The sequence below is a fragment of the Umezawaea sp. NPDC059074 genome (assembly GCF_042738955.1).
Lineage (GTDB): Bacteria > Actinomycetota > Actinomycetes > Mycobacteriales > Pseudonocardiaceae > Umezawaea.
In genome coordinates this window covers 1-6,032 of record NZ_JBHYHC010000254.1, presented here as the reverse complement: position 1 = coordinate 6,032, position 6,032 = coordinate 1, and the positions used below count along the sequence as shown (strand labels likewise).

Sequence of the window (6,032 nt, the reverse complement as noted above, 5' to 3'; positions counted from 1 at the left end):
GTCACGCGCTGCGCGTGACCACCGGGAGACCGGAGTTTCTCGTGCCCGGCACCGAGCGTCCTCCGCCCCGCGACCGCTCACCGGAGCTCGGTCCGGGAGCGTGACAACCGCGTCCAGCGCGGTTCGGACATCCCCCGGCAGAGCGAAGCGACGCAGTCCGCGACCGTCTCCGGATCCTCGTGCTCCCACACCCGCACCACCACCCAGCCCGCGGCGGCGAGCTGCCGATCCGTGTCGCGGTCGCGCAGCACCACGCCCCGCAGCTTCAAGCGCCACCACGACCGGTTGGCCACCGGGAGGTGGGCGTGGTCGGGGCACGAGTGCCAGAAGCAGCCGTCGACGAACAGAGCGATCCGCGGGCCGCGCAGCAGCACGTCGACCCGGCGGCGGCGGTTCGTGCCCGGCGGCGACCTGTCGACCACGTACCGCAACCCGCGCCGGTGCAGGGCTCTCCGCAAGGCCATCTCCGGCCCGGTCCCCGTTCTCCTGGTCCGGCGCATGACCTTCGCCGTCGCCCGGGAACTCGGCATCGGCGCTGGTCCGCAGTCGACGTACTGGTACACGTCCGCACCTTCCCACCGAGCACCGACAATCCCCGGCGGCTTCCAGCGACCGAAAACTGTCGTACCCCCTCGCTACCGTGACCTCATGACCGAGATCCTGTTCCACCCGGCGACGCCGATGCCGGGCCCCGACGCTCGTCTCGCCGAACTCGATCTGAAGGTCGAGCACCTGGACGAGGCGATCTGGGCGGGGTTGAACGCGCGGGCCGCTGCGCCCGCTCTCGGGCCCACCAACGGGGCCGGGTTGCTCGACTGGATCCATCGGGTGGGGCGGTTGCGCGAGGTGCTGGTCGGGCAGGGGTGGGAGCGGTACGACAAGTACAACGCCGGGTTGGTGCGGCATCCGAGCAAGCCGATCGTGCTCGGGGCGTTGCAGGGGAACCGGCACACCGGTGATCCCGGCGCCAAGCTGCGCAGCGACTACACGAAGGGGCCCGCGATCACGGCGTTGACGCGGGACAACGACCACGACCAGTTCAGCCTGTTCGACGACGGTGAACGGCTTGGCGGGTTGAAGTTGTGGTTCCTGGTGACGTTCCCGACCGTGCGGGACGGGCGGTTCGTGGTGCTGCGGGAGGTGTCGCAGCCGGAGCCGACGCCGCAGGGGCAGGTGATCGACCACTGGTCGCACCGGATCACGTTGCCGCCCTACGACTTCGGGCCGGTCGCGGACATCACGCCGGACGGACCGGCGGAGATCGACTTCACCGTGTCGCTGCGGTGACCCCGTCTGGCGGCGGTCCGGAAGGAGGTACCAGAATGACGCCACCATGCTCACACCTTCCCGTCTCGTCCTGGCGCGCAAGCGGCGTGGACTGACCGCGGCCGAGGTGGCGCGGGCCGTCGGGGTGAGTGCGAGCAGCGTCGGCGACTACGAGCGCGGCAGGCGTCGGCCGGTCGCGGGCACGACGGCGGCGTTGGCGAGCGCGCTGGGGTTCCCGGTGGAGTTCCTGGAAGCTCCGGACGAGGCCGAGCTGCCGACCGGGGCCGTCGCGTTCCGGGCGGCCGCGAAGCTCCCCGCGGTGCGGCGGGACGCGGCCGTGGCGGCGGGCAGGCTGGCGATCGGCGTCAACCGGTGGCTGGAGCGGACGTTCACGCTGCCCGACCCGGACGTGCCGACGCTGGAGCACCCCGACCCGGAGACCGCCGCGGACATGGTGCGCGGCCGCTGGGGCCTGGGGTCCGGCGCGGCCCCGACGATGGTGCACCTGTTGGAGGCGCACGGGGTCCGGGTGTTCTCGCTGCCGGTGGACTGCGCCGAGGTGGACGCGTTCTCCTTCTGGCACGCGGGCACGCCGTTCGTGTTCCTGAACCCGACGACGTCCGCCGAACGCGGCCGGTTCGACGCCGCCCACGAGCTGGGCCACCTCGTGCTGCACTCGACCACGCACCCCGCCGACGCGGAACGGCAGGCGAACGCCTTCGCGGGCGCGTTCCTGATGCCCCGCGCGGGCGTGCTGGCGTCGGTGCCGCGCGGCCCGGTCACCGAGCAGGTGCTGACCCACCGCGCGCACTGGCGCGTGTCCGCGCTCGCCCTGACCTACCGGCTGCGCGACCTCGGCCTGCTCACGGCCGACCAGTACGGCGTCGTGTGCACCGAGCTCAGCCGCCGCGGCTACCGCGTGGCCGAACCGGACGGCCTCACGGCCCGCGAGGGCTCGTTGCTGCTGGCCAAGGTGTTCCGCGCCTTGCGCGACCGCGGCACCACCCCCCGACAGGTGGCGCACGACCTGCTGCTCGACCCCGCCGAACTCGACGCGCTGGTGTTCGGCCTCGTCGTCACCGCCCTGCCGGGCTCGCGCCGGACCACCGCCCGCCAGGGCAGGCTGTCGCTGGTGCGCTAGCGCCGCCGCTCGCCCCACAGCGGCAGGATCGGCGGCAGGTCCCGGAACAACGGCTTCGGCGGCTTGGGGGCCACGTCATCGTCGTCGTCCCACAGCCGGCCGTACTGGTCCGGCAGTTCGCCCCACCCCCAGTACGGGGCGGGGCCGTCCGGGACGAACCCGAGCAGGTCGACGGGGTCGACGCGCTCGGCGCCGACCGTGCACACGTGCGACCAGGCGTCGCCGAAGTCGAAGACGTAGGCGAACTGGTCACCGGACTTGAGCTTGCCCAGCTTGGTCTTGACGCTGTCGATGGTGCCTTCGGGCTCGTCGCCGTCCCAGTGGCTCAGCGCGCTGATGCCCGCGCCGCCCAGCAGGGTGAACATGTGCATGTGGGCCAGGTCCCAGCGCGCGAACGCGATGTCCACGGCCCGTGCCAGCTGGGCGAAGGAGTGCGAGCGCGCGACGACGAAGTCGCGGCCCGGACGGGGCCAGAACTTCTGTCCACGGCCTTGGACCAGTTCCACGCGTATCGACAACCAGGTGCGCGCCACGGCGACAAGATAGTGGATCTCGAACGGGTGGTCGTCCAACACCAACGTGTTGCCTATTCGCCTTTGACGCCGTCCAGGCATTCCCGCAGGAGATCGGCGTGCCCGTTGTGCCGGGCGTACTCCTCGATCAGGTGAAGCACGATCCAGCGCAGTGACACGGCCGATCCGTCGCCGCGCACACCGACGAAGTCCAACGGCCGGGAGGCCACGATCTCCCGCGACTCGGCGCACGTGGCCCGCCAGGTCTCGAACACCGTCGCCACGTCGACCGAGTCCAGGTCGTCGAAGTCACCGTCGGGGTTGTCCGGGTCGCTGTAGTACAGCGGCGGCAGGCTCCGACCCGCGACGCGGTTCCCGAGCCACCCCCGCTCCACCTCCGTCATGTGCCGCACCAGCCCCAGCAGCGACAGGTCCGACGGCGGCACCGCGCGGGTCCGCAACTGCTCGTCGGTGAGGTCCGCGCACTTCATCGCCAACGTGGAGCGGTGGAAGTCGAGGTACATGGCGAGCGTCGTGCGCTCGTCCGCCAACTGCTCCGCTTGGACGCGCTCGTCGGTCACGCGCTGAAACCTAGCCCCCGGACGCCGGTGGCCGCAGCCGATTTCCCGTGGTCCGCAAACGCGTGCGCGGTCGTCCCCGCGCGGTGTGGTAGCTCTGCGGGTATGAGCAACCTCGAAGACCTACGGGACGCCCTGCGCCGGTTCGCCGCCGCCCGCGACTGGGACACCTACCACACGCCGAAGAACCTGGTGATGGCCTTGTCCGGCGAGGTCGGCGAGCTGACCGACCTGTTCCAGTGGCTGACGCCCGAGGAGGCGGCCGCGGCGATGTCCGATCCGGAGCTGGCGTGGAACGTCCGCGACGAGCTGGCGGACGTGGTGCACTACCTGGTCCGTTTGGCGGACAAGCTGGACGTCGACCTGGTCGAGGCGGCGTTCGCGAAGATCGAGCGCAACGAGAAGAGGTTCCCCACCGGTGACCTTCGCCCGGTCGAGTGACATGCTCTGTCACTCACACGGCCCACTCAGGGGGAGAACTTGAACCCGCAGGCGATGAACAGACTGCACATGCACCAGAAGGTCACCCTCATGGTGAACCGCTACGAGATCTTCGCCGACGACGGCAATGGCGAGCCGGGGGCCGTCATCGCGTTCGTCGAGCAGAAGCGCATGGCCTTCAAGGAACAGGTCACCATCTACACGGACTCGTCGAAGTCCACGGTGCTGGCCGGGTTCCGGGCCCGCAAGGTCATCGACCTGGCGAGCGGCTACGACGTCACGGACGGCAACAACCAGCCGATCGGCTTCTTCCGCAAGGACTTCGCCAAGTCGCTGGTCAACTCGACGTGGCACCTCGACCAGCCCGGCGCCCCCACGGCGACCGGCCGGGAACGCAGCCAGGGCATCGCCGTGCTGCGCAGGTTGTGGAACTTCATCCCGCTCATCGAGAACTTCCCGTTCCCGTTCCGCTACCACTTCGACTTCGTCCGCGGCGCGGCCCCGGTGTTCAGCGTGGACAAGAAGACGTGGCTGCGCGACCACTACCTCCTGGACATCCAGGACCCGTACGTCGACCGCCGGGTCGTCATCGCGCAGGCGGTCGCCGTCGACGCGCTGCAGTCCCGATGATCTAGAGGTACGTGAGCAGCAGCAGGATCAACGCCACCAGCAGCACGATCCCGAAGAACGCCGCCGCGAACGTAGGCGGGGCAGGTGCCCTCTCCCGAGCGTGCCTGCCCCGTTTTCTCTTGCGCATCCCGTGTTTCCGCACACCGCGCCACCGCACCGGGACCTCCAGGTCGACGTTCATGGTGATCACGGTAGGCAGCGCGGCGGCCCCCACCTCGGGAGATCACCCGCTCGCAGCAGACTCCTTGCCCGGTCGGCGGCTCAGGTCGATTCGGTCGTGACGGAGTGCCACTCCTAAGGTTGGTGGCATGTCGGTCGTCGTGGTGGGAGCGGGAATCGCGGGCTTGGCCTGCGCCAGGGCGTTGACCGAGGCCGGTGTCGCGGTGCGGGTCGTCGAACGCGGCAAGGTGTGCGGCGGCCGCCTGGCGACGAAGCGCTACAACAACAGGCGCACCGACATCGGCGCGGCCTACTTCACCGCACAGGACGAGGCCTTCACCAGCCTCGTCACGAAGTGGCAGAGCCAGGGCCTGGTCCGCGAGTGGACCGACACCCTCACCGTGCTGGACCCGGACGGCACCCACCGCACCACCGGCCCTATGCGCTGGGCGGCCCCGAACGGCCTCCGCTCCCTGGCCGAGAACCTCGCCGAAGGCTTGGACATCACCACCGGCCACACCGTGGAGTGGATCGAGCCGGGCCCTCGCGTCGACGGAGTCAACGCGACAGCGGTTGTCCTGGCCATGCCCGGCCCTCAAGCACTGCGCGTCCTCCACCCCAGCCTCACCAGCGCCCGCACCGCCGTGGAAGCGCAGCACTGGCTACCAACCCTCGCGGTCACCCTTACCTACCCGGCCCGCACGTGGCCGGACTTCAACGGCGCGTTCGTGAACGACCACCCGATCCTGCAAACGGTCTTCGACGACGGCGCCCGCCGAGGCGACAACGCACCGGTGCTGGTAGCCCACACCACCCCGAGCTTCACCGAGCACTACGTGGCAGACCCCTCAGTCGCCGACCACGAGGTAGAGGCGGCAGTACGCCAGGTCCTAGACCTCACCGACAAGGCCACCAGCACCCACGTACACCGCTGGACCTACGCCAGCCCCACCAAACCCGGCACAAGCCCGTTCCACTTGGACGACCAGCACATCGGCATCGCAGGCGACGCCTGGGGCTACCCCCGCACAGAAACCGCCTGGCTCTCCGGCACCGCATTGGGCAACGCTCTAGCCGCCCAGCTGACCTGACGAGCCCAAAACTGTCGGACCCCTCGACTAGCCCGTGAATCGGGGGGTCCTCACGACCAGGCGACCCCCGCCACCGCATACCCCCAAACGCAAAAAGCCCGGTAGGGACCCCAATTACTTGGAGTCCCTACCGGGAAAGATTGCCCCGCGGTGACCTACTCTCCCACACCGTCACCAGTGCAGTACCATCGGCGCAGGAGGGCTTAACTACCGG

9 protein-coding genes are annotated in these 6,032 nt (G+C 70.0%); 5 read left to right on the top strand and 4 right to left on the bottom strand.

Annotated features, from left to right (window positions below):
• Positions 1–77: 77 nt before the first annotated feature.
• Complete coding sequence (locus ACFWW9_RS45565; RefSeq protein ID WP_390389810.1) at positions 78–530, bottom strand: very short patch repair endonuclease; 453 nt, start codon at positions 528–530, stop codon at positions 78–80.
• Positions 531–648: 118 nt separating this feature from the next.
• On the opposite strand from ACFWW9_RS45565, the gene ACFWW9_RS45560 reads away from it, so the two are divergent.
• Positions 649–1,287, top strand: a complete 639-nt coding sequence (locus ACFWW9_RS45560; protein ID WP_390389808.1) for a hypothetical protein — start codon at positions 649–651, stop codon at positions 1,285–1,287.
• 46 nt (positions 1,288–1,333) lie between these two features.
• Positions 1,334–2,407 (top strand): helix-turn-helix domain-containing protein, encoded by a 1,074-nt coding sequence (locus ACFWW9_RS45555; protein ID WP_390389806.1) that lies wholly within the window; start codon positions 1,334–1,336, stop codon positions 2,405–2,407.
• Here ACFWW9_RS45555 and ACFWW9_RS45550 read toward each other — a convergent pair.
• Both ACFWW9_RS45550 and ACFWW9_RS45545 read right to left on the bottom strand, forming a co-directional pair.
• Positions 2,404–2,940: a hypothetical protein gene (locus ACFWW9_RS45550; RefSeq protein WP_390389803.1), complete on the bottom strand. Its 537-nt coding sequence runs from the start codon at positions 2,938–2,940 to the stop codon at positions 2,404–2,406. The genes ACFWW9_RS45555 and ACFWW9_RS45550 overlap by 4 nt on opposite strands.
• 53 nt (positions 2,941–2,993) lie before the next feature.
• Entirely contained in the window at positions 2,994–3,500 is a 507-nt protein-coding gene (locus ACFWW9_RS45545) for a DinB family protein (protein ID WP_390389802.1), read from the bottom strand.
• Between the two features lie 102 nt (positions 3,501–3,602).
• On the opposite strand from ACFWW9_RS45545, the gene ACFWW9_RS45540 reads away from it, so the two are divergent.
• Positions 3,603–3,938: a nucleotide pyrophosphohydrolase gene (locus ACFWW9_RS45540; RefSeq protein WP_390389800.1), complete on the top strand. Its 336-nt coding sequence runs from the start codon at positions 3,603–3,605 to the stop codon at positions 3,936–3,938.
• A gap of 54 nt (positions 3,939–3,992) precedes the next feature.
• On the top strand, positions 3,993–4,568 hold the full coding sequence (locus tag ACFWW9_RS45535; RefSeq protein WP_390389798.1) for a hypothetical protein: 576 nt from the start codon (positions 3,993–3,995) through the stop codon (positions 4,566–4,568).
• 1 nt (position 4,569) lies between these two features.
• Here the strand turns inward: ACFWW9_RS45535 and ACFWW9_RS45530 are convergent, their stop codons facing one another.
• Positions 4,570–4,749 carry a hypothetical protein gene (locus ACFWW9_RS45530; protein WP_390389796.1) on the bottom strand — a complete coding sequence of 60 codons (180 nt, stop codon included), beginning with the start codon at positions 4,747–4,749 and terminating at the stop codon, positions 4,570–4,572.
• A 127-nt stretch (positions 4,750–4,876) separates the two neighbouring features.
• Here ACFWW9_RS45530 and ACFWW9_RS45525 point away from each other — a divergent pair, with 127 nt between their 5' ends.
• On the top strand, positions 4,877–5,818 hold the full coding sequence (locus tag ACFWW9_RS45525) for an NAD(P)/FAD-dependent oxidoreductase (RefSeq protein WP_390389795.1): 942 nt from the start codon (positions 4,877–4,879) through the stop codon (positions 5,816–5,818).
• Positions 5,819–6,032: the final 214 nt, after the last annotated feature.

Bases quoted from the DNA above. Each gene is read 5' to 3' on its own strand.
- ACFWW9_RS45525 (WP_390389795.1), top strand. From the start codon at position 4,877: ATGTCGGTCGTCGTGGTGGGAGCGGGAATCGCGGGCTTGGCCTGCGCC.
- ACFWW9_RS45560 (WP_390389808.1), top strand. From the start codon at position 649: ATGACCGAGATCCTGTTCCACCCGGCGACGCCGATGCCGGGCCCCGAC.
- ACFWW9_RS45540 (WP_390389800.1), top strand. From the start codon at position 3,603: ATGAGCAACCTCGAAGACCTACGGGACGCCCTGCGCCGGTTCGCCGCC.
- ACFWW9_RS45535 (WP_390389798.1), top strand. From the start codon at position 3,993: ATGAACAGACTGCACATGCACCAGAAGGTCACCCTCATGGTGAACCGC.
- ACFWW9_RS45565 (WP_390389810.1), bottom strand. From the start codon at position 530: ATGCCGAGTTCCCGGGCGACGGCGAAGGTCATGCGCCGGACCAGGAGA.
- ACFWW9_RS45555 (WP_390389806.1), top strand. From the start codon at position 1,334: ATGCTCACACCTTCCCGTCTCGTCCTGGCGCGCAAGCGGCGTGGACTG.
- ACFWW9_RS45530 (WP_390389796.1), bottom strand. From the start codon at position 4,749: ATGAACGTCGACCTGGAGGTCCCGGTGCGGTGGCGCGGTGTGCGGAAA.